Below are 19,537 nucleotides of genomic sequence, written 5' to 3'. Positions count from 1 at the left end.
CCGACGCTGGGCTGCCTGCATCGGTGGATGACGGCAGCCGACGGCGGCGCTACGATCATGGGCTTGTCTTTTTGTGGGTCGACCATGTCTTCTGTGATGCCTCCGTTGGATGATGATGTTTTTGGCGCGCCGGCTGCCGCCGAGGACCAGCAGGTGGCCAAGCTGCGCCTGCCGCAGTACTCCATGGAGTCCGAGTCCAGCGTGCTGGGCGGTCTGCTGCTGGACAACAACGCCTGGGACCGGGTGGGTGATCTGCTGACCGAGCGCGATTTCTACCGCCACGAGCACCAGCAGATCTATGCCGCCATCGGCAAGCTGATCAACGACAGCAAGCCGGCCGACGTGATCACGGTCTTCGAGCACCTGCAAAGCATGGGCAAGGCCGAAGAGGTGGGGGGCATCCTCTACCTCAACCAGCTGGCCCAGTACGTGCCCAGCGCGACCAACATCCGCCGCTATGCGGAGATCGTGCGCGAGAAGGGCATCCTGCGCAAACTGCTGACGGTGAGCGACGAGATCGCCACGAATGCGCTCAACCCCCAGGGCAAACCGGTGGAGCGCATCCTGGATGAGGCCGAGCAGAAGATCTTCGCCATCGGTGAGGAAGGCTCGCGCATGAAGCAGGGCTTCCAGAGCATGGACACCCTGGTGGGTGACCTGCTGGACCGGGTGCAGGAGATGGCGGACAACCCGGTGGATGTGACCGGCATTCCCACCGGCTTTGCCGATCTGGACCGCATGACCAGTGGCCTGCAGGCCGGCGACATGATCGTGCTGGCGGCGCGCCCGTCCATGGGCAAGACCTCGTTCGCGGTGAACATTGCCGAACACGTGGCGCTCAACGAAGGCCTGCCAGTCGCCATCTTCTCGATGGAAATGGGCGCCGCCCAGCTGGCGGTGCGTATCGTGGGTTCCATCGGCAAGGTCAACCAGGGCAATCTGCGCACCGGCAAGCTGGAGCACGATGAGTGGGCGCGCCTGACCGAGGCGGTGGAAAAGCTCAGCCAGATCTCGCTGCACATCGACGAGACGCCGGGGCTGACGCCGTCCGAGCTGCGCGCCAATGCGCGGCGCCTGGCGCGTCAGTGTGGCAAGCTGGGCCTGATCGTGGTCGACTACCTGCAGCTGATGAGTGGCTCCAGCGGCGGTGGAGGTGACAACCGTGCAACCGAGCTGGGGGAAATCTCCCGGGGCCTGAAGATGCTGGCCAAGGAGCTGCAATGCCCGGTGATTGCGCTGTCGCAGCTGAACCGCTCGGTGGAGCAGCGCACCGACAAGCGCCCCATGATGTCCGACCTGCGCGAATCGGGCGCCATCGAGCAGGACGCGGACATCATCATGTTCATCTACCGCGACGACTACTACAACAAGGATTCCAAGGAGCCGAACATCGCCGAGGTCATCATCGGCAAGCAGCGTAACGGCCCCACGGGTACGGTGAAGCTGTTCTTCCAGAAGAACCAGACACGCTTCGAGAACCTGGCCATGGGCTACGACAGCGACGCCTATTGAGGGCGTGCCCGGCGCGAAAGCATGAAAAAAAGGGCCTTGCCACCATGGCAAGGCCCTTTTTGTTGGAGGGTGCCTCAAAAAGAGGAGCTGTCAGCGCTGGTTATTCATAGAGTTTCTGTTCTTAAAGCATTGAAACTCTGTTTCATCCAGCGCAGGCTGCTTCTTTTATTGACGCAGCAGGGCGATCAGCAGCCCCAGCACGCACACGCCCAGCACGCCGCAGGCCCAGGCCAGGCGGGTGGCACCGGTGCGCAGCAGGCCCACGGTCTGCACGATCTGCGCCTGCTGCTCGGCCATCTGCTCCAGCACCTGGGCCGAGGCGCGCTGGGCGGCCTCCAGCTGCTGCACGCGGGCTTCCAGCTGGGCCACCTGCTGCAGCGCCAACTCACCCGCACTGCTGGGCAGGCTGGCCGCGTGGTGGGCGGTGGGGGCGGCAGACGCCATGGCGTCGGCGGCCTCTTGTTCGGGGCTTTTCTTGATCAGCCCCTTGGCGGCCTTGAGCACGTGCGGTGCCGCCTGGATCACATCGGTCCAGGGCACCATCTTCAAGGCAGCCACCCAGCTGATCGCCATTTACAGCACCTCGCTGGCAAAGTCCGCCAGGCGCGAGCGCTCGCCGCGCGCCAGCTGGATGTGGCCGCTGTGCGGCCAGCCCTTGAAGCGGTCCACGGCAAAGGTCAGGCCGGAGCTGCCTTCCGTCAGGTACGGGGTGTCGATCTGGCCCAGGTTGCCCATGCAGATGATCTTGGTGCCGGGGCCGGCGCGCGTGATCAGGGTCTTCATCTGCTTGGGCGTCAGGTTCTGGGCCTCGTCGATGATGACGTACTTGTTCAGGAAGGTGCGGCCACGCATGAAGTTCATGCTCTTGATCTTGATGCGGCTGCGGATCAGCTCGTTGGTCGCGGCACGGCCCCATTCGTTGGGGTTGCCGCCGTCGCCCTTGGCCAGGAATTCCAGGTTGTCGTCCAGTGCACCCATCCAGGGGCCCATCTTCTCTTCCTCGGTGCCGGGCAGGAAGCCGATGTCCTCGCCCACGCTGACGGTGGCGCGGGTCATGATGATCTCGGTGTAGCGGCGCTCGTCCAGCACCTGGCACAGGCCGGCGGCCAGGGCCATCAGCGTCTTGCCGGTGCCGGCCGTGCCGGTCAGGGTGACGAAGTCCACCTCGGGGTCCATCAGCAGGTTCAGGGCGAAGTTCTGCTCGCGGTTGCGCGCGTTCACACCCCAGACGTTGTGCTTGCTGCTGCTGTAGTCGCGCAGGGTTTCCAGCACCACGGTCTTGTCGCGGATCTCCGTCACGCGGGCATGCAGGCTGGGCTCGCCCGGCGCTTCAAAGTACACGTACTGGTTGATCAGCATCGGGGCCGTGACGGGGCCGCTCAGGCTGTAGAAGCTGCGTCCGCCCTGCTGCCAGCTTTCGACGTTCTTGGCCTTGCGCCAGAAGTCGGCGGGCAGGGCCAGGCTGCCGGTGTACAGCAGGTCGCCATCGTCCAGCGCCTTGTCGTTGCGGTAGTCCTCGGCCGGCAGGCCCAGGGCGCGCGCCTTGACGCGCATGTTGATGTCCTTGGACACCAGGATGACTTCCTGCTGGCCCTGCTTGGCCGCGCGCAGGGCCTGGACTACGCCCAGGATCTGGTTGTCGGCCTTGCCCTGGGGCAGGCTGGCGGGCAGGCGGTAGTCCAGTGGCACCGTCTGGAAGAACAGGTGGCCGGTGGACCCCTTGTTGCCGCTGGCGTCCAGGCGCAGGCCGATGGCCAGGTCGGCGCTCTGCTGCGCGTCCACCAGGGCATCCAGCATGCGGCTGACCTGGCGGCCGTTGCGGGCCACTTCGGTCATGCCCTTCTTGTGGGCGTCCAGCTCTTCCAGCACCACCATGGGCAGGAAGATGTCGTGCTCTTCGAAGCGGAAGATGCTGGTGGGGTCGTGCAGCAGCACATTGGTGTCCAGCACAAACAGGCAGGATTGGCCCGTGCGCTTCTTGGTCGGGCGTGCCGGGTTGCTGGCGACTGCTGCGGGTGCCGCCGTCGCGGGGGTGGTGCTGCGCTTGCGGTTGCTGGCCGCGGGCGTGGCCGGTGCGGGTGCAGGGGTTGCCTTTGGCGCAGGGGCGGCGGTCGCCGCCTTTTGCTGCACGGCGGCACGTTGCTGCGCTAGGCTTTGCGCGGCTGCCGTGGTTGCTGCACTGGCCGTGGCGGTGCTGGCTGCTTTCTTGCTGCTGCGTGCGGGCGGCGGTGTCAAAACTGGCGCAGGCGAGCTGGTCAGTGGCGTCGGCTGCGTGTCCTCGGTGTCCGGGGTGGCGGCTGTCGCGCGTTTGCTGGTGCGTGCGGTGACGTCAAAGGCTTCCTTGGCTACACGGGCGGCGCGTTTGGTCGGGGCGGGAGGCAATGGCATAAGCGAGTCAGTCCTTGTGAGGGCTGTAAAAACACAAAGCCGCCGGACACAGGCCCAGGCGGCTTTGGGGGAAGTTGGTTTGCAATGCAGGGTCAAAACGCGCAAAGGCATGAAACCCATTATGCATGCCTTGGCGCCGACTCCGATGTCAGCACCGTGGTGTGGTATTTCAGGCGGCTTGCTTGGCGGCAGTCTTCAGTGCCTTGACAGCCTTCAGGACTTCGTCCACGTGGCCGGGGACCTTCAGGCCGCGCCATTCCTGCACCAGGATGCCGTCGGCATTCACCAGGAAGGTGGAGCGCTCGATGCCCTTGACCTTCTTGCCGTACATGATCTTGTTCTTGACCACGCCGAACATGTGGCACATCTTTTCTTCGGTGTCGGCGATCAGCTCGAAGGGCAGTTCCAGCTTTTCCTTGAAGTCGTCGTGCGACTTCATGTTGTCGCGCGACACGCCGAACACCACGGCACCGGCCTTTTCAAAGTCCTTGAACTTGTCACGGAACTGCATGGCCTCGGTGGTGCAGCCAGGGGTGTTGTCCTTCGGGTAGAAGTACAGAATCACAATCTGGCCGGTGTGCGAGGTGTTGGATACCTTCACGCCACCTGTCGCGTTGGCTTCAAATTCGGGAAGGGGTTTGTTGACAACGATCGCCATGCGCTTTGATCTCTCGGGAGTAGTCGTTGGAATGCCGAGGGGTGTAGGGTGTGTATTGCTTTTATGGGTAGGTACGCCCCCGACCGCAACCTGCGATTTTACCCCGAAACGCGAATTTTGACGAGCCCCGTGCGGATATTACTCCAAGAGCAGTGCGGCTATCACATTGCGGCCTTCTGCGGCCAGCACGTTGTAGGTGCGGCAGGCGGCGTGGGTGTCCATGGTCTCCAGTCCGATGCGTTTGTGCATCAGTGGTTGCAGCCAGGAGGGGTGCACGAAACGCAGCTTGCTGCCGGAGCCGAAGATGATGAGTTCGGCGTTGAGTTCGGCCAGTGCGGCGAAGTGCTGGGGCATGAGCGAGGCGAAGTCCGTGCAGTCCCAGGGGCGCAGGAAGCCGCTGGCGCCCAGCAGCAGGTTGCCGCGGTGTTCCTGCTTGTTGACGGTCAGCCAGCCGGGGCCGTACCCCGTGACCATTTGCACGTCGGAGTGGTCAGCGTGGAGTTTCATGGAGGGTGTTCCTTGTGGTGGCGGCGTGGGCCAGGGCGCTGCCTGGTATACCGGGAGCATGGCCACCGCATTTTGCGGGGAGGGCGGCCGGCCGAAGTGTGGTCAAATTATAGGTTTCACCGGGGCGCGGGCGCGCCTTGGCGCTGTTGAAGCAATAGGTGGCATATTTCCATGAAGACTGTCCAAAAATCCGCAAAGCTGTCCAACGTCTGCTATGACATCCGAGGGCCGATCATGGATGCGGCCAAGCAGATGGAAGAGGACGGTCACAAGATCATCAAGCTGAACATCGGCAATCTGGCGGTGTTCGGCTTCGATGCCCCCGAGGAAGTGCAGCAGGACATGATCCGCAACCTGCCCAACTCGGCCGGCTATTCCGACAGCAAGGGCATCTTCGCGGCGCGCAAGGCCGTGATGCACGAAACCCAGCGCCAGGGCATCAAGGGTGTGACGCTGGACGACATCTACCTGGGCAATGGCGCCTCCGAGCTGATCGCCCTGGCCACCAATGCCTTGCTGGACAACGGCGACGAGATGCTGCTGCCGGCGCCCGACTACCCGCTGTGGACGGCAGTGACCAGCCTGTCCGGTGGCACACCCGTGCACTACATGTGCGACGAGGACAACGGCTGGATGCCGAATCTGCAGGACATCCGCGCCAAGATCACACCCCGCACCAAGGCCATCGTGGTCATCAACCCCAACAACCCCACGGGTGCGCTGTACTCCAAGGAATTGCTGCTGGAGATCCTGCAGCTGGCGCGCGAGCATGGGCTGGTGGTGTTTGCCGACGAGGTCTACGACAAGGTGCTGTACGACGACGTCAAGCACACGCCCCTGGGCAGCCTGTCCGCCGACGTGCTGACCATCACCTTCAACTCCCTGTCCAAGGCCTACCGCAGCTGCGGCTACCGCGCCGGCTGGATGGTGATCTCCGGCGACAAGAAGCCCGCCAAGGATTACATCGAGGGCCTGAACATGCTCTCCAACATGCGCCTGTGCGCCAATGTGCCCGGCCAGTGGGCCGTGCAGACGGCCCTGGGCGGTCACCAGAGCATTGACGAGCTGGTCAAAGAAGGCGGCCGCCTGCGCGTGCAGCGCGATGTGGCCTGGGAGCTGATCAACGCCATCCCCGGCGTGTCTTGCGTCAAGCCCAAGGCCGCGCTGTACATGTTCCCGCGCCTGGACCCCGAGATCTACCCCATCAAGGACGACCAGGAATTCTTCCTCGAAGTGCTGCAGGAAACCAAGGTCATGCTGGTGCAGGGCACGGGCTTCAATTGGCCCAATCCCGACCACTTCCGCATCGTCTTCCTGCCGCACGAGCCCGATCTGCGCGAGGCCATCAACCGCCTGGCCACCTTCCTGGCCAAGTACCGCCAGCGCCATGGCACGGACAAGCTGCTGAACAAGCCGGCCGCCAAATCCAAACCCAAGGCCGACGCTGCGGTCTAAGCATTTTTGATAGCTGTAAGCGCAGACCCCGTAAGCGCTGCAGCCCTTTTTGACGTGAAAGCGTAATGAGACTATGAAACCGATCCAAGTAGGCCTGTTGGGCATTGGCACCGTGGGCAGCGGCACTTTCAACGTGCTGCAGCGCAACCAGGAAGAGATCCGCCGCCGCGCGGGTCGTGGCATTGAGATTGCCATGGTGGCCGACTTGGATACCACGCGCGCCAAGCAAGTCGTCGGTGATGCCGTCCAGGTGGTGGGCGATGCCCGCGCCATCATCGCCAACCCTGACATCGACGTGGTGGTCGAGCTGATCGGTGGCTACGGCATCGCCAAGGCCCTGGTGCTGGAAGCGATTGCCGCGGGCAAGCACGTGGTGACCGCCAACAAGGCGCTGCTGGCCGTGCACGGCTCCGAAATCTTCAAGGCGGCGGCCGACAAGGGCGTGATCGTGGCCTACGAAGCCGCCGTGGCCGGTGGCATCCCCATCATCAAGGCGCTGCGCGAAGGCCTGACCGCCAACCAGATCCAGTGGGTGGCCGGCATCATCAACGGCACGACCAACTTCATCCTGTCCGAAATGCGCGACAAGGGCCTGGACTTCGACGTGGTGCTGAAAGAAGCACAACGCCTGGGCTACGCCGAAGCCGATCCCACCTTCGACATCGAAGGCGTGGACGCCGCGCACAAGGCCACGCTGATGAGCGCGATTGCCTTTGGCATCCCCGTGCAGTTCGACAAGGCCTATGTGGAAGGCATCACCAAGCTGGCGGGCGCCGACATCAAGTACGCCGAACAGCTGGGCTACCGCATCAAGCTGCTGGGCATCACCAAGCGCACGGACAAGGGCATCGAGCTGCGCGTGCACCCCTCGCTGGTGCCCTCCAAGCGCCTGATCGCCAACGTCGAAGGCGCGATGAACGCCGTGGTGGTGAACGGCGACGCCGTGGGCACCACGCTGTACTACGGCAAGGGCGCGGGCTCCGAGCCCACCGCGTCGGCCGTGATTGCCGATCTGGTGGACATCGCCCGCCTGCACGGCGCGGACCTTGCCCACAGCGTGCCGCCCCTGGCCTTCCAAAGCAGCACCCTGGGCGCTGCCGGCAAGGAACTGCCCGTGCTGCCCATGGCCGAGGTGGTCACCAGCTATTACCTGCGCATCCGCGTGGCCGATGAGGCCGGTGTGCTGGCCAAGATCACCACGCTGCTGGCCAATGCCGGCATCAGCATCGACGCCGTGCTGCAGCGCGAAGCCGATGAAGTGGGCGGCGAAGGCTCGACCCAGACCGACCTGATCATCCTGACCCACGACACGCGCGAAGGCGATATGGACAAGGCGCTGGCTGAAATCCAGGGGCTGCCCACCGTGCTGGCGCCGATCACGCGCATCCGCAAAGAAGAGCTGAACTAAGCGCTCCCCCTGAGGCGCTGTGCGCCTTCCCCCTCGCTGGCGCTGCGCGCTGGAGGGGGACGACACCAGCGCGGCGGAGCGCCCTTTGCGCGGTGTCCCCAGCGAAAGTTGGCGTGGACACTGTGTTGGGGCTTTTGATTCGAATATTGACGAGGAAGCACCATGCTTTATCTGTCCACCCGCGGTCATGCCGACCGCAAACGCTTTTGCGACATCCTGCTCGAAGGCCTGGCGCCCGATGGCGGCCTGTACCTGCCGGTCGAGTACCCCCAGATCGACGATGCCAAGCTGACCCAGCTGCGCACCACGCTGGCCACCCAGGGCTATGCCGCGCTGGCGTTCGAGATCCTGTCGCTGTACATCGACGACATCCCTGCCGACGACCTGCGCGCCCTGTGCGCCAAGACGTACACCCAGGAAGTCTTTGGCACCGAGGCCATCGTGCCCGTGCGCACGCTGGAAGGCAATTTGCGGATTGAAGCCCTGTCCAACGGCCCCACGCTGGCCTTCAAGGACATGGCCATGCAGCTGCTGGGCAACCTGTTCGAGTACGAGCTGACCCGCCGTGGCGAAACGCTGAACATCCTGGGCGCCACCTCTGGCGACACCGGCAGCGCGGCCGAGTACGCCATGCGCGGCAAGCAGGGTGTGCGCGTGTTCATGACCAGCCCCCACGGCCGCATGAGCCCCTTCCAGCAGGCGCAGATGTTCAGCCTGCAGGACGCCAACATCCACAACATCGCCATCGAAGGCGTGTTCGATGACTGCCAGGACATCGTCAAGGCCGTGTCCAACGACCACGCCTTCAAGGCCAAGTACAAGATCGGCACCGTCAACTCCATCAACTGGGCGCGCCTGCTGGCCCAGGTGGTGTACTACTTTGCCGGCTACCTGCAGGCGACGAGCCGCAACGAAGAGAAGGTCAGCTTCACCGTGCCTTCGGGCAACTTCGGCAACATCTGCGCCGGCCATGTCGCGCGCCAGATGGGCCTGCCGATTGCCCAGCTGGTGGTGGCCACCAACGAAAACGACGTGCTGGACGAGTTCTTCCGCACCGGCGTCTACCAGGTGCGCGGCGCGGTCAACACCTACGAGACCTCCAGCCCGTCCATGGACATCTCCAAGGCCAGCAATTTCGAGCGCTTTGTGTTCGACCTGGTCGGCCGGGATGGCGCGCGCACCCAGGCGCTGTTTGCCGAAGGCGTGGCCAAGCAGGGCAAGTTCGACCTGAGCCAGGACGCCTGCTTCCAGGATGCGGCCCTGAAGTACGGCTTTGTCAGCGGCAAGAGCACGCACGCCGACCGTTTGGCTACCATCAAGGACTGCTACCAGCGTCTGGGCCAGATGATCGACACCCACACCGCAGACGGCGTGAAGGTGGCCCGTGAGCACCTGCGCCACGAGCCCATGCTGGTGCTGGAAACCGCGCTGCCCATCAAGTTCGCGGCCACCATCGAGGAAGCCTTGGGCCGCCAGCCCGAGCGTCCCGCCAAGTTCGATGGCATCGAAGACCTGCCCAAGCGCGTGGTGGTCATGCCGGCGGATGTGGAAAAGGTCAAAGCCTATATTCAGCAGCACTGCGACTGAGCCTGGGCTTTAGGCATGAAACTGAGCACCGGCGCTTGTTCCACAAGCGCCGGTTGCTATTTGGAAGAGAGCACAACGCATGAAAGCCTTGGGCTTTGCCGCTTACTCCGGCGCCGGCAAGACCACCCTGCTGGAGCAGCTGATCGCCGCACTGCGCGCGCGTGGGCAGACCGTGTCCACCGTCAAGCACGCCCACCACGACGTGGACATCGACCTGCCGGGCAAGGACAGCTGGCGCCACCGCCAGGCCGGCGCCCAGGAGGTGCTGCTGGTTTGCGACCGGCGCCTGGCGCTGGTGCGCGAGTTCAGCACCGCGCAGGATCTGGACGTGCATGCCATGCTGGCCGAGCTGAGCCCCCAGGTCGACTGGGTGCTGATCGAAGGTTTCAAGCACGGCGACCTGCCCAAGGTGGAAATCTGGCGCCAGCCCGACCCCGCCAGTGGCAAGCCTGCCAAGCCCCTGCGCTTTCCCGAGGATCCGCAGGTGGTGGCGCTGGCCACCGACGATGCGGCGGCCCTGCCCCAGCAGCCGCCGGCCCATGTGCAGTTGCTCGACATGAACCAGCCCGCACAGATCGCGGACTGGATGCTGGCCAATGCCAGCCGTTTTGAATACCGTCGCCCACAAGGAGAGCACGCGTGAAGCCCCAAGCCCTGACCACCCTGGACGAAGCCCTGGCCGCCGTACTGGCCCAGGCCCTGCCGCTGGGCGTGGAGCATGTCGACCTGTTCAACGCCGATGGCCGCGTGCTGCGTGCCGATTGCACCTCGGCCCTGCAGGTGCCACCTCAGGACAACTCCGCCATGGATGGCTACGCCGTGCGCGTGGCCGACCTCCCCGCCGCCGGCGTGGCCCTGCCCGTGAGCCAGCGCATCCCCGCCGGCCATGTCGGCACCGAACTGCAGCCGGGCAGCGTGGCCCGCATCTTCACAGGCGCCCCCGTGCCCCCCGGTGCCGACGCGGTGCTGATGCAGGAAGACACCACCGTGCTGGCAGACGGCCGCGTGCAGTTCAACGCGATGCCCAAGCCGGGCCAGAACATCCGCCGTGCGGGCGAAGACATTGCCCTGGCCAGCACCGTGCTGGCCGCCGGCACGCGCTTGACGCCCGCCGCCATCGGCCTGGCCGCCAGCATCGGCATGGACACGCTGCCCGTGGGCCGCAAGCCCCGCGTGGCGCTCTTCTCCACGGGGGACGAGCTGGTGCTGCCCGGCACCGTGGCCCCGCAGGACATGCGCCCCGGCAGCATCTACAACAGCAACCGCTACTTCCTGCGCGCGCTGCTGCAGCGCCTGGGCTGCGAGGTGGTGGATGGCGGCATCCTGCCCGATCACCGCGCACAGACCGCCGAGGCCATTCACCGCGTGGCCCAGGACTGCGACCTGGTGCTGTCCAGCGCCGGCGTGTCCGTGGGCGAGGAAGACCACGTCAAGCCGGCCGTGGAGCAGCAGGGCGCGTTGAACCTGTGGATGATTTCCATGAAGCCCGGCAAGCCGTTTGCGTATGGCCAGGTGTTCCGCAATGGCCAGGATGCCCGCCAGGGCGTGGCGCATTTCATGGGCCTGCCCGGCAACCCGGTCTCCAGCTTCATCACCTTCCTGCTGCTGGTGCGGCCCTTTGTCCTGCGCCTGCAAGGCCTGCAGGACGTCGCCCCCAGGGCCACGACGGTCACCGCGCAGTTCGCCTGGCCCAAGCTGGAAAAGCGCCGCGAGTTCCTGCGCGCGCGCCACGATGGACAAGGGGGGCTGCAGCTGTTTGGCAACCAGGGCTCGGGCGTGCTGACCTCGACCGTGTGGGGCGATGGCCTGATCGACAACCCGCCGCTGACGCCCATCCAGCCCGGCGACAGCGTGCGCTTCATCCCCTTCACCGAGTTGATGTGAGCATCCCGGAGAGCAACTCTATGAATATCACCGTGCGTTACTTTGCCTCCATCCGCGAGGCCATGGGCACCGGCAGCGAAGCGCTGCAGACCAGTGCCACCACCGTGGGGGCGCTGCGCGAGGCGCTGATGGCCCGCAGCCCCGCGGCTGCGGCCGCCCTGGCCCCGGGCAAGGCCGTGCGCATGGCCCTGAACCAGGACCTGTGCCAGGGCGATGCGCCCCTGAAGGCCGGCGATGAAGTCGCGTTCTTTCCCCCTGTCACCGGGGGCTGAGCCATGAGCGATGCTCCCAAGCAGGTGGATGCCGCCATCAGCCGCCGCACACGCCAGGCGCTGAGCGAGGCCAAGGCCCGCGGCGTGCAGCTGGGCAAGGCCGGTGCGGACAACCTGCGCGCCACGGTGGAAAAGCGCAAGAGCGCCGCAGACGCTTTTGCCAAGCAGCACGAAGCGCTGTTTGCCGAATTCGTGGCGCAGGGCCTGACGCACCGCAAGATGGCCGAGCTGCTCAACGCGCGCGGCATTCCCGCCGCCAAGGGCGGGCCGTGGACCCACGGCCAGGTGCAGCGCATCCTGAACCGCTACGCCGACTGGGCCCAGGCCGCTTCGGCCTGACAGCAGACCGGCGCGCCCTTGCGGGTGCCTGGCTGCGGTTGCTCCAGGCCCTGCGCCCCGGCGTGGGGCCTGCCCTAAAAATAAAGCCATCCCCATGTGGCACGGGGATGGCTTGGGGGCTGCGTCCTGCGGTGGGGCTCAGGTGGCGCTGATGCCCTTGGCCTTGACGATGGCGCTCCAGCGCTCATAGTCCTTGTTCAGGCGCGCCTGCATCTGCTTGCCGTCCTGGAACGAGGCGATTGCGCCGGCCGTCAGCAGCTTTTGCTGCAGTTCCTTGTCCTTGGCCACGATGTCGCGCGTTTCGCTGGCGATGCGGTCAAGAATGGCCTGGGGCGTGCCCAGGGGGGCGATCAGGCCGCCCCAGGAGTCGAAGTCAAAGCCTGGGAAGCCTTGTTCGGACACGGTCCTGGTCTTGGGCAGCAAGGCCTTGGCGTTGGGCGAGCTGAGGGCGATGGCCTTGAGCTTGCCGGCATGGATGTGGGGCAGGGCCGCCACCACGTCGGCAAACATGATGCCGATCTGCCCGCCCAGCAGGTCCGCCACGGCCGGGGCGCTGCCACGGTAGGGCACGTGCATCAGGTCGAACTTGCCCAGTTCCTTGAGCTGCTCCATCGCCAGATGGCCGAAGCTGCCGGTGCCCGAGCTGGTGAAGTTGAGCGGCTCCTTGCTCTCCTTGATGAAACGGATCAGGCCGGCCAGGTCGTCCACGCCCGGAATCACCGCGGGGTTGACCACGATCGCCATGGGCAGGTCGTAGACGGTGGCGACGGCCGCGAAGTCCTTGGTCACGTCGTAGGCATTGTTCTTGTACATCAGCGGCGCCAGCAGGGCCGGCATGCCGAACATGGACAGGTTGTAGCCGTCGGCCGGGCTCTTGATGAAGCTGGCGGTGCCGATGGAGCCGGAGGCGCCGGGCTTGTTCTCGATGATGATCTGCTGGCCCAGGCGCTCGCTCAGCTTCTGCGCCACGATGCGCGCCGCCGTGTCGGTGGGGCCGCCCGCGGGGAAGGCCACGACCATCTTGATGATCTTGCTGGGCCAGGCGGCCTGGGCCTGGCTGTAGCCGGTCCAGCCCAGCAGCGGGGCGGCGGCACTCCAGGCCAGCAACTGGCGGCGGCGGATGGATGAGGGGTTCATGCGATGTCTCCTTGTTGTACAAACACGGGCGTCAGATGACGCCGTTTTCCTGCAATGCGGCCAGGGCCGCGGTGTCCAGCTGCAGCAGCTCCTGCAGCACGCTGTGGGTGTGCTCGCCCAAGTGGGGGGGCGGGCGGCGCACGGGCAGGCGTTGGCCGTCCATGGCATAGGGCGGGGCCAGCACGGCCTGGGTGCCGGCTTCGGCATCGTCGTAGCGGTGCAGCAGGCCGGCCTGGGCGGTGCGCTCGGACTGCAGCGCGTCCAGCATGCCCAGCACCTCGCCGCAGGGAATCTGCGCGCGCACCAGGCGCTCCAGCAGCTCGGCCCGCGCGAAGCCCTGCAGGGCCTGGCGGATCTGCGGCAGCAGCAGCTCGCGGTGGGCCGAGCGGCCAGTGTTGGTGGCAAAGCGCTCGTCGGCCGCCCAGTCGGGGCGCTGGATCACGTCCTGGCAAAAGCGTTGGAACTGGCCGTTGTTGCCCACGGTGATGACCAGCGGGCCGTCGGCGGCCTCGAACACGCCGTAGGGCACGATGGACGGGTGGGCATTGCCGAACTTGGGCGGGTCCCCGTTCTTGAGCAGGGCTTCCATGCCGTAGTAGGAGGTGATCATCACCCCGCAGTCGTACAGGGCCATCTGCACATGGCGGCCCTGGCCGCTGTGCTGGCGGGCGAACAAGGCCGCCAGGATGGCCTGGGCGGAGTACATACCCGTGAACATGTCCACGGCGGCCACGCCGAACTTCAGCGGGCCCTGACCGTATTCGCCATTGGTGGCCATGACGCCCGATTCGCCCTGCACCACCAGGTCGTAGCCGGGGCGCTGGGCCTCGGGCGTGAAGCGGGCATAGCCCGAGATCGAGCAGTACACCAGCCGCGGGTTCAGTGCCTGCAGCTGCTCGTAGCCCAGGCCCAGCTTTTCGGCGCCGCCGACCTTGAAGTTCTGGATCACCACGTCGCACTGCGCCGCCAGGTCCTTGGCGATCTGCGCGCCCTGCGGGCTTTGCAGGTCCAGGGTGATGGAGCGCTTGTTGCGGTTGGCGCTGTTGAAGTAGGAAGTGTTGCGCGTGCCGACGCGCACGCCCCAGTCGCGGGTGTCGTCACCGCGGGCCGGGTGCTCGACCTTGATGACGTCGGCGCCCAGGTCGGCCAGGGCCATGGCGCACATGGGGCCGGCCAGCACGCGGGACAGGTCAAGGACGCGGACCCCCGCCAGGGGGAGGGGGGCTGCGTGGGTGGATGCAGGCATGGGTATGGGTCTCCGTCAGGGTGGCCTGTCGCAACTGCGGCGGCCATCGCACAGTGCTTGCATTGTCGGATTGGTATTAATTTTTGACAATTGCAATTAATATTCAACAGATATGAAAACTGAAAGTTGACAATGGACCTGAACGCCCTGGCCCTGCTGGTGGACATCATCGACAGCGGCAACCTCAGCCGTGCGGCGCAGAAGCTGGGCATGAGCCGCGCCAACGTCAGCAAGCGGCTGAACCACTTCGAGAAAAGCCTGGGGGCCGAGCTGCTCAAGCGCAGCACGCGCCAGCTGGAGCCCACGGCGCTGGGGCGCCAGCTGTATGCGCACGGCAAGAAAATCCGCCATGAGCTGATGGCGGCCGAGGAGTCGCTGCAGCACCTGGGGCGCAGCCTGGGCGGCACGGTGCGCCTGAGCGTGCCCAGCGGCTACGGCCAGCACACCATGGCGGCATGGCTGATGGAGTTCATGCGCCGCTACCCGGAGGTGACGCTGGAGGTGATCTTCGACAACGCCATCGAGGACCTGGTCAAGGGCGCGGTGGACTTCGCCATCCGCGTCATGGGCGATGCGCCCAGCCACCTGGTGACACACAACCTGGGCACGGTGGAATACGCGGCCTGCGCTGCGCCGCAGCTGGTGGCGGACTACGGTCCGGTGCAGACGCTGGCCGCGCTCAAGCAGCTGCCGCTGATCACCTCGGAGCTGACGGGCGAAAAGCTCAAGCTGGCCGGCCAGAGCGCGGACATCCGCCCGCGGCTGATGTCGGCCAACTTCTTCTTCCTGCGCGACGCCATCCTGCAGGGCCTGGGCGCCGGCCTGGTGCCCGACTACATGGTGGCCGATGAGATCGCCTCCGGCCACCTGCTGCGGCTGTCCGTGCCGCAGCGCGACCTGGCCTTCCTGCGCTCCAACCTGTACCTGCTGCACATGCCGTCGCGCTACCAGACCAAGGCCCAGCAGACGCTGATGGCCTTCCTGCTGGACAAGGCGCAGGCCCCGGCCGTGGCCGCCTGAGCCGGTGCGGCACCGGTATGCAAAAGCCGCCCCTGGAGGCGGCTTTTTATGAGCAGTCAGCGCTCGTGGATGCTGGGCTGAAGGCGGTTTTCAGGCAGAGTCCGTGCCATCGGGCAGCCGCGGTGCCTTCCACTCCAGCAGCTCGGCCAGGCGCTGGATCACCCAGCCGGCCTCCACGGCCGTGACGACCGAGCCCTCGGCCGCCAGCGCGCTGTGAAAGCCCAGCAGCACGCCTTCCTCGCTGGAGTTGCCGCTGTGGTACAGGGTCTGGGCCTGCTCCACCAGGTGGCAGGCCAGGTCCTCGCACAGCTCGTAGCGCGCCACGACCTCGGCGATCGGCGTCTTGAGCACGCCGGCGCGGCTGCGGAACAGGTCGGCAAAGCTGGCCGGGGGCTGGATCTGGCTGGTGTCGTCCATCGGGGGCGCTCAGTCGGGGTCAAACAGGCGCTCGAAACGCACGATGTCGATTTCCAGCTCACAGGTCACCAGCTGGCCCATGCGGCCGTCCTGCTTGCGCTGGGCCGAGAACAGCGTGGCCCGGCCTTCGAAGTCGTAGTCCGGCAGGTGGATGATGGCGTAGGGGTGGGGCACGAAGCACTGGTGCTCGAACACCACACGGTGTTCGTTGCGGGGCGAGGGGTACAGCATGTACTCCGGCGTGTCGATGGTTGGGGTGGCCATGCGAAAGACAAAAAAGAGGGTGGCGAAAAGCCGCGGGGCCGCAATGCTACCGTGGCTGGGCAGGGTTTCGCTGGCATGTGGGCATGTGCTGCGCGACCTACGCCACAATCTGCGCCATGACTGCACCCCGTGTTTTGATCCAGCACCAAGATTTTGATGTTTCCGCCGAGCTGGCCGCGCTGCGCGCGGGCGATGCGCGCGTGGGGGCGGTGTGCAGCTTCGTCGGCACGGTGCGCGACCGCAACGAGGGCGCCAGTGTCTCGGCCATGGAGCTGGAGCACTACCCCGGCATGACGGAAAAGTGCATCGAGGCCATCATCGACCGCGCCGTGGCGCGCTTCGGCATCTTTGGCGCGCGCGTGATCCACCGCATCGGCCCGCTGCAGCCCCTGGACCAGATCGTGCTGGTGGCCGTCACCTCGGCCCACCGCGGCATGAGCTTTCAGGCCTGCGAGTTCATCATGGACTACCTGAAGTCCGAGGCCCCGTTCTGGAAAAAAGAGCAGACCCCCGAAGGCGCACGCTGGGTGGATGCACGCGTCAGCGACGAACAGGCCCTGGCCCGCTGGGCCGAGACCCCCGCCCACTGACGCCCTGCGCCGGCGCAGGCCCGGGTGCGACGGGCCTCTCCCCGCTGGTCGGCGGTGCTGCAATGCCCCCAACGCACACCGCACGACGCACGACGGCGTCAGGCCCGGGCGACAGCGGGGCGCCGCCCTGGCCGACAGACGCCGGCCGCGTGGCGGGCAACCATGGCCGGCAGGATCCACCTGGGCCAAGGAGGGCTGCCATGAGTCGGTCGATTGCGGTGCTGGTCACCGAGGGGTTTGAGGACAGCGAATACCTCTCGCCCGTGGACGCCCTGCGGGCCGCAGGCTATGCCATCTTCAACATCGATGTGGAGCCAGGGCGCATCGTCAAGAGCCGCGCGGAGCAACTGCCGCTGCGCATCGATCTGGGCATCGAGCAGGCGCGGGCTGCCGACTATGCGGGCCTGCTGATCCCCGGCGGACGTTCGCCCGGCGTGCTGCGCCGCGACCCGCGGGTGCTGCAGTTCGTGCGCGACTGCGATGCGCGCAGGCTGCCGATCTTCGCCATCTGCCACGGCCCGCTGCAGCTGGTCAGCGCCGGCGTGGTGCGCGGCCGCGCCATGACCGGCGTGGCGCAGATTGCGGATGACCTGCAGCATGCGGGTGCCAGCTATGAGGACAGCCCGGTGGTGGTGGCCGACCGCCAACTGGTCACCAGCCGCACGCTGGACGACCTGCCGTTGTTCAACGCCGCCATGCTGCAGCTGCTGGCCGAGCACCACCCGCCGCTGTGAAGCGCGCGCCCCTTTGCACCGCGTGGGCATGAAAAAACGGGCCCAGGGGCCCGTTTTTGGCTGTGCGAGGAAGCGTGGCCGCAAGGCCACCTTCCCGCATTCTGTGTCGCGCTTACTGCTTGACGGCTTCCATCTGCAGCACCAGGCGCACGTTCTTGGGGAAGCCCCAGTCCACGCCGTAGTTCACGCCCCACTGGGTGCGGTCGATGGTGGCCTCGAAGTCGCCGCCGCAGACTTCGCGCTTGAGCATGGGGCTGTCGTAGCAGGTGAACTTGTTGGACTTGATGGTGATGGGGTGGGTCTGGCCGTTCAGGGTCAGCTGGCCGGTCACTTCCTTGAGCTTGTCGCCGTCGAAAACGAACTTGTCGGAAACGAACTTGGCTTCGGGGAACTTCTCGGCGTTGAAGATTTCCGCGCTCTTGAGGTGCTTGTCGAAGGCGGCGGTGCCGGAGTTCACGGAGTTCATGTCCAGCGCCACTTCCACCTTGCCGCTCTTGCCGGCCTTGTCGAACTGCACGGTGCCGCTCTTCTTGTCAAAGCGCACGCGGTTGGTCGAGGCGCCGAAGTGGTCGATCTCGAAGGTCGCGAAGGTGTGGGTGGGGTCGATGGCGTAGGCCGCAGGGGCCGCGTGGGCGGCGGTGGCCAGCAGGCCGGTGGCAGCCAGGGCAATCAGGGTCGAGCGCATGGTGGAATCTCCTTGGTGAAAAGCGGGAACAAAGAACACAGATAAAAAAGAGAGCTGCCTGCGCGCGCATTCATTAGGTTTCAAGCCGTAAAGCATCGGAAACCCAAGTGCAGCGCGCGCCAGCTGCTTCCAAAACAGGGCTTAGAGCTTGCCCACGCCGGTCAGGGCCAGCTTGAACTGCACGTTCACCTCGTCGGCCACCATGGCGGTGTCGGCCCAGTCGCCATCGCCGATCTTGAAGCTCAGGCGCTTGAGCGGCAGGGTGCCGGACGCCGTGGTGGTGGTGCCCGATTGCGCCAGCTGCACGGGCACGGAGACCTTATGCGCCTGGCCCTTGATGGTCAGCGTGCCGTCGATCTGGTACTTGCCGCCACCCAGGGCCTTGACGGCGCTGGAGTCGAACGTGGCCTTGGGGAACTTGGCGATGTTGAACCAGTCGGCGCTGAACAGGTTGCTGTCGGTCTCCTTGGAGCCCATGGTGGCGCTGCCGGTGTCCACGGTGAAGTGGATCTTGCTGGTCTCGGGCTTGGCGGTGTCGAACTGCACCTGCGCGCTGAACTGCTTGAAGTGGCCGCTGACGGGCACGCCGAGCTGCTTGGCGCTGAACTGGATGCTGCTTTGCGCAGGCACCAGGGCCTGCTGCGCCATGGCGGCGGTGGCCAGCAGGGCGGCGCTGGCCAGCACGGTGGCACGCAGTGGGAAGGTGAAAGTCATGGTCAATCCTTGTGGCATTCGCAAACAATGGGATGGAAGGGGGTCAGCGCGCGCTGCCGGGCCACATGCGGCGCAGCAGCCCGTCGCGGTCGATCACCTGGTGCTTGAGCGCGGCGGCGATGTGCAGGGCCGCCAGGGCCAGCAGGGCGTACGCGCTCAGTTCGTGCCAGGGCTTGATGGCTTCGGCCAGGGCCGGGCTGGCGGGCACGAAGTCGGGCAGCTGCCACAGGCCGAACCAGACGATGGGAAAGCCCGCCGCCGAGCTGTAGGCCCAGCCGATCAGCGGCACGGCGAAGAACAGCGCGTACAGCAGGTGGTGCACGCCATGGTGGGCCAGGTGCTGCCAGCGCGGCATGGCGGCGGCCATGCGCGCGGGCAGGGCCGGTGGGCGGTGGGCCAGGCGCCAGACCAGGCGCAGCACGCTCAGCAGCAGGATGGTCACGCCGGCCCACTTGTGCCAGTTGTAGTACTTGAGCTTGGCGGGCGAGAACGGCAGCCCCACCATGTACCAGCCGAACACCAGCAGACCCAGCAGGGCGGCGGCCAGCACCCAGTGCAGGGCAATCGCGGTGGTGGTGTAGCGGTGGGTGGGGGAGGAGGGCATGGTGCGCAACAAAGGGGGCAAAAGCAGGCAGTCTAGAAGGCGCCCTCTGACACAGCATTCAATGCGCTTGATGACAAGATTCAAAAGATTGCAAGGAACTTTGCGGCACAAGCCGG

At 65.9% G+C, this 19,537-nt stretch carries 22 protein-coding genes; 11 read left to right on the top strand and 11 right to left on the bottom strand.

What is annotated here, in order from left to right; genetic code table 11:
- The first annotated feature begins 84 nt into the window (after positions 1 to 84).
- On the top strand, positions 85 to 1,512 hold the full coding sequence (dnaB, locus tag SJH88_RS06675; RefSeq protein WP_043379136.1) for a replicative DNA helicase: 1,428 nt from the start codon (positions 85 to 87) through the stop codon (positions 1,510 to 1,512).
- A 165-nt stretch (positions 1,513 to 1,677) separates the two neighbouring features.
- Here dnaB and SJH88_RS06670 read toward each other — a convergent pair whose 3' ends face one another.
- The 4 genes from SJH88_RS06670 to SJH88_RS06655 all read right to left on the bottom strand — a co-directional run bounded on the left by SJH88_RS06670 (position 1,678) and on the right by SJH88_RS06655 (position 5,065).
- Entirely contained in the window at positions 1,678 to 2,085 is a 408-nt protein-coding gene (locus tag SJH88_RS06670) for a hypothetical protein (RefSeq protein ID WP_274753969.1), read from the bottom strand.
- Positions 2,086 to 3,900 carry a PhoH family protein gene (locus tag SJH88_RS06665; protein ID WP_274753968.1) on the bottom strand — a complete coding sequence of 605 codons (1,815 nt, stop codon included), beginning with the start codon at positions 3,898 to 3,900 and terminating at the stop codon, positions 2,086 to 2,088.
- A gap of 169 nt (positions 3,901 to 4,069) precedes the next feature.
- Positions 4,070 to 4,558 carry a peroxiredoxin gene (locus SJH88_RS06660; protein ID WP_042411211.1) on the bottom strand — a complete coding sequence of 163 codons (489 nt, stop codon included), beginning with the start codon at positions 4,556 to 4,558 and terminating at the stop codon, positions 4,070 to 4,072.
- 138 nt (positions 4,559 to 4,696) lie between these two features.
- The gene (locus tag SJH88_RS06655) at positions 4,697 to 5,065 is read right to left on the bottom strand and encodes an Mth938-like domain-containing protein (RefSeq protein WP_274753967.1); all 369 of its coding nucleotides are present in this window, start codon (positions 5,063 to 5,065) and stop codon (positions 4,697 to 4,699) included.
- 171 nt (positions 5,066 to 5,236) lie between these two features.
- Here SJH88_RS06655 and SJH88_RS06650 point away from each other — a divergent pair, with 171 nt between their 5' ends.
- From SJH88_RS06650 to SJH88_RS06620, 7 genes are all read left to right on the top strand, one after another.
- Entirely contained in the window at positions 5,237 to 6,520 is a 1,284-nt protein-coding gene (locus tag SJH88_RS06650) for a pyridoxal phosphate-dependent aminotransferase (RefSeq protein WP_274753966.1), read from the top strand.
- Positions 6,521 to 6,593: 73 nt separating this feature from the next.
- Positions 6,594 to 7,928 (top strand): homoserine dehydrogenase, encoded by a 1,335-nt coding sequence (locus SJH88_RS06645; RefSeq protein WP_043379155.1) that lies wholly within the window; start codon positions 6,594 to 6,596, stop codon positions 7,926 to 7,928.
- A 162-nt stretch (positions 7,929 to 8,090) separates the two neighbouring features.
- Positions 8,091 to 9,515, top strand: a complete 1,425-nt coding sequence (gene thrC, locus SJH88_RS06640) for a threonine synthase (protein WP_270151793.1) — start codon at positions 8,091 to 8,093, stop codon at positions 9,513 to 9,515.
- 79 nt (positions 9,516 to 9,594) lie between these two features.
- On the top strand, positions 9,595 to 10,158 hold the full coding sequence (mobB, locus tag SJH88_RS06635; RefSeq protein ID WP_043379163.1) for a molybdopterin-guanine dinucleotide biosynthesis protein B: 564 nt from the start codon (positions 9,595 to 9,597) through the stop codon (positions 10,156 to 10,158).
- Positions 10,155 to 11,399 carry a molybdopterin molybdotransferase MoeA gene (locus SJH88_RS06630; protein WP_274753965.1) on the top strand — a complete coding sequence of 415 codons (1,245 nt, stop codon included), beginning with the start codon at positions 10,155 to 10,157 and terminating at the stop codon, positions 11,397 to 11,399. Before mobB ends, SJH88_RS06630 begins: the two co-directional genes overlap by 4 nt.
- 20 nt (positions 11,400 to 11,419) lie before the next feature.
- On the top strand, positions 11,420 to 11,671 hold the full coding sequence (gene moaD / locus SJH88_RS06625; RefSeq protein WP_042411193.1) for a molybdopterin converting factor subunit 1: 252 nt from the start codon (positions 11,420 to 11,422) through the stop codon (positions 11,669 to 11,671).
- Between the two features lie 3 nt (positions 11,672 to 11,674).
- Positions 11,675 to 12,010: a recombinase family protein gene (locus SJH88_RS06620; protein WP_154163749.1), complete on the top strand. Its 336-nt coding sequence runs from the start codon at positions 11,675 to 11,677 to the stop codon at positions 12,008 to 12,010.
- 138 nt (positions 12,011 to 12,148) lie between these two features.
- Here SJH88_RS06620 and SJH88_RS06615 read toward each other — a convergent pair whose 3' ends face one another.
- Complete coding sequence (locus tag SJH88_RS06615) at positions 12,149 to 13,147, bottom strand: Bug family tripartite tricarboxylate transporter substrate binding protein (RefSeq protein ID WP_045267290.1); 999 nt, start codon at positions 13,145 to 13,147, stop codon at positions 12,149 to 12,151.
- Between the two features lie 31 nt (positions 13,148 to 13,178).
- Entirely contained in the window at positions 13,179 to 14,393 is a 1,215-nt protein-coding gene (locus SJH88_RS06610) for a CaiB/BaiF CoA transferase family protein (protein WP_274753964.1), read from the bottom strand.
- 132 nt (positions 14,394 to 14,525) lie between these two features.
- Here SJH88_RS06610 and SJH88_RS06605 point away from each other — a divergent pair, with 132 nt between their 5' ends.
- Positions 14,526 to 15,413 (top strand): LysR family transcriptional regulator, encoded by an 888-nt coding sequence (locus SJH88_RS06605; RefSeq protein ID WP_043379191.1) that lies wholly within the window; start codon positions 14,526 to 14,528, stop codon positions 15,411 to 15,413.
- A 90-nt stretch (positions 15,414 to 15,503) separates the two neighbouring features.
- Here the strand turns inward: SJH88_RS06605 and SJH88_RS06600 are convergent, their stop codons facing one another.
- Both SJH88_RS06600 and SJH88_RS06595 read right to left on the bottom strand, forming a co-directional pair.
- Positions 15,504 to 15,830, bottom strand: coding sequence for a hypothetical protein (locus SJH88_RS06600; protein ID WP_274753963.1), 327 nt, complete (start codon positions 15,828 to 15,830; stop codon positions 15,504 to 15,506).
- Between the two features lie 9 nt (positions 15,831 to 15,839).
- The gene (locus SJH88_RS06595) at positions 15,840 to 16,094 is read right to left on the bottom strand and encodes a hypothetical protein (protein ID WP_042411181.1); all 255 of its coding nucleotides are present in this window, start codon (positions 16,092 to 16,094) and stop codon (positions 15,840 to 15,842) included.
- 116 nt (positions 16,095 to 16,210) lie between these two features.
- Here SJH88_RS06595 and moaE point away from each other — a divergent pair, with 116 nt between their 5' ends.
- Both moaE and SJH88_RS06585 read left to right on the top strand, forming a co-directional pair.
- The gene (gene moaE, locus SJH88_RS06590) at positions 16,211 to 16,684 is read left to right on the top strand and encodes a molybdopterin synthase catalytic subunit MoaE (RefSeq protein WP_154163746.1); all 474 of its coding nucleotides are present in this window, start codon (positions 16,211 to 16,213) and stop codon (positions 16,682 to 16,684) included.
- Positions 16,685 to 16,884: 200 nt separating this feature from the next.
- Positions 16,885 to 17,418: a type 1 glutamine amidotransferase domain-containing protein gene (locus tag SJH88_RS06585; RefSeq protein WP_274753962.1), complete on the top strand. Its 534-nt coding sequence runs from the start codon at positions 16,885 to 16,887 to the stop codon at positions 17,416 to 17,418.
- A 112-nt stretch (positions 17,419 to 17,530) separates the two neighbouring features.
- Here SJH88_RS06585 and SJH88_RS06580 read toward each other — a convergent pair whose 3' ends face one another.
- The 3 genes from SJH88_RS06580 to SJH88_RS06570 all read right to left on the bottom strand — a co-directional run bounded on the left by SJH88_RS06580 (position 17,531) and on the right by SJH88_RS06570 (position 19,421).
- Positions 17,531 to 18,103 (bottom strand): YceI family protein, encoded by a 573-nt coding sequence (locus SJH88_RS06580; protein ID WP_042411173.1) that lies wholly within the window; start codon positions 18,101 to 18,103, stop codon positions 17,531 to 17,533.
- Between the two features lie 141 nt (positions 18,104 to 18,244).
- Positions 18,245 to 18,817: a YceI family protein gene (locus tag SJH88_RS06575; protein WP_274753961.1), complete on the bottom strand. Its 573-nt coding sequence runs from the start codon at positions 18,815 to 18,817 to the stop codon at positions 18,245 to 18,247.
- A 43-nt stretch (positions 18,818 to 18,860) separates the two neighbouring features.
- Complete coding sequence (locus tag SJH88_RS06570; RefSeq protein ID WP_274753960.1) at positions 18,861 to 19,421, bottom strand: cytochrome b; 561 nt, start codon at positions 19,419 to 19,421, stop codon at positions 18,861 to 18,863.
- Positions 19,422 to 19,537: the final 116 nt, after the last annotated feature.

The organism is Comamonas sp. GCA5 (genome assembly GCF_036541385.1).
In the GTDB taxonomy this organism is placed as follows: Bacteria; Pseudomonadota; Gammaproteobacteria; order Burkholderiales; family Burkholderiaceae_C; genus Comamonas; species Comamonas aquatica.
The sequence above is the reverse complement of the archived record's forward strand: the minus strand, read 5'-3'. Positions and strand labels throughout refer to the sequence as shown.

Excerpts from the sequence above, each read along its gene's own strand:
- dnaB (WP_043379136.1), top strand. The coding sequence starts at position 85 with ATGTCTTCTGTGATGCCTCCGTTGGATGATGATGTTTTTGGCGCGCCG.
- SJH88_RS06670 (WP_274753969.1), bottom strand. The coding sequence starts at position 2,085 with ATGGCGATCAGCTGGGTGGCTGCCTTGAAGATGGTGCCCTGGACCGAT.
- SJH88_RS06665 (WP_274753968.1), bottom strand. The coding sequence starts at position 3,900 with ATGCCATTGCCTCCCGCCCCGACCAAACGCGCCGCCCGTGTAGCCAAG.
- SJH88_RS06660 (WP_042411211.1), bottom strand. The coding sequence starts at position 4,558 with ATGGCGATCGTTGTCAACAAACCCCTTCCCGAATTTGAAGCCAACGCG.
- SJH88_RS06655 (WP_274753967.1), bottom strand. The coding sequence starts at position 5,065 with ATGAAACTCCACGCTGACCACTCCGACGTGCAAATGGTCACGGGGTAC.
- SJH88_RS06650 (WP_274753966.1), top strand. The coding sequence starts at position 5,237 with ATGAAGACTGTCCAAAAATCCGCAAAGCTGTCCAACGTCTGCTATGAC.
- SJH88_RS06645 (WP_043379155.1), top strand. The coding sequence starts at position 6,594 with ATGAAACCGATCCAAGTAGGCCTGTTGGGCATTGGCACCGTGGGCAGC.
- thrC (WP_270151793.1), top strand. The coding sequence starts at position 8,091 with ATGCTTTATCTGTCCACCCGCGGTCATGCCGACCGCAAACGCTTTTGC.
- mobB (WP_043379163.1), top strand. The coding sequence starts at position 9,595 with ATGAAAGCCTTGGGCTTTGCCGCTTACTCCGGCGCCGGCAAGACCACC.
- moaD (WP_042411193.1), top strand. The coding sequence starts at position 11,420 with ATGAATATCACCGTGCGTTACTTTGCCTCCATCCGCGAGGCCATGGGC.
- SJH88_RS06620 (WP_154163749.1), top strand. The coding sequence starts at position 11,675 with ATGAGCGATGCTCCCAAGCAGGTGGATGCCGCCATCAGCCGCCGCACA.
- SJH88_RS06615 (WP_045267290.1), bottom strand. The coding sequence starts at position 13,147 with ATGAACCCCTCATCCATCCGCCGCCGCCAGTTGCTGGCCTGGAGTGCC.
- SJH88_RS06610 (WP_274753964.1), bottom strand. The coding sequence starts at position 14,393 with ATGCCTGCATCCACCCACGCAGCCCCCCTCCCCCTGGCGGGGGTCCGC.
- SJH88_RS06605 (WP_043379191.1), top strand. The coding sequence starts at position 14,526 with ATGGACCTGAACGCCCTGGCCCTGCTGGTGGACATCATCGACAGCGGC.
- SJH88_RS06600 (WP_274753963.1), bottom strand. The coding sequence starts at position 15,830 with ATGGACGACACCAGCCAGATCCAGCCCCCGGCCAGCTTTGCCGACCTG.
- SJH88_RS06595 (WP_042411181.1), bottom strand. The coding sequence starts at position 16,094 with ATGGCCACCCCAACCATCGACACGCCGGAGTACATGCTGTACCCCTCG.
- moaE (WP_154163746.1), top strand. The coding sequence starts at position 16,211 with ATGACTGCACCCCGTGTTTTGATCCAGCACCAAGATTTTGATGTTTCC.
- SJH88_RS06585 (WP_274753962.1), top strand. The coding sequence starts at position 16,885 with ATGAGTCGGTCGATTGCGGTGCTGGTCACCGAGGGGTTTGAGGACAGC.
- SJH88_RS06580 (WP_042411173.1), bottom strand. The coding sequence starts at position 18,103 with ATGCGCTCGACCCTGATTGCCCTGGCTGCCACCGGCCTGCTGGCCACC.
- SJH88_RS06575 (WP_274753961.1), bottom strand. The coding sequence starts at position 18,817 with ATGACTTTCACCTTCCCACTGCGTGCCACCGTGCTGGCCAGCGCCGCC.
- SJH88_RS06570 (WP_274753960.1), bottom strand. The coding sequence starts at position 19,421 with ATGCCCTCCTCCCCCACCCACCGCTACACCACCACCGCGATTGCCCTG.